Consider the following 263-nt stretch of genomic DNA (forward strand, 5'->3'; position numbering starts at 1 on the left):
GAGTAATGGTAAGTCGGTCACTCAGCACGGTGATCATATTGATTATGATACTTGTCCGATTCTGTGGGGCGAGATTGGCTCTAATGCGCAGCATGCTTTTTATCAGTTGCTACATCAAGGTACACAGCAGGTATCGTGTGACTTTATTGCTTGTGTGCGCCGTTATAGTGGTCAATCGCAAAACGCGCCATTACAGCAGCAGCATGAGCTGTCGCTAGCCAATTGTTTGGCACAAAGCCGCGTACTTGCTTTTGGTAATGCAG

Annotated in this window: 1 protein-coding gene; it reads left to right on the forward strand. The window is 47.1% G+C overall.

Features of this window, described 5'->3' with window-relative positions; all coding sequences use genetic code 11:
• On the forward strand, positions 1 to 263 hold a 263-nt coding region (locus AAEZ00_RS21535; RefSeq protein WP_502959359.1), incomplete at both ends, for a phosphoglucose isomerase-related protein.

The organism is Shewanella sp. S1-49-MNA-CIBAN-0167 (assembly GCF_040310145.1).
Classification (GTDB): domain Bacteria; phylum Pseudomonadota; class Gammaproteobacteria; order Enterobacterales; family Shewanellaceae; genus Shewanella; species Shewanella psychromarinicola.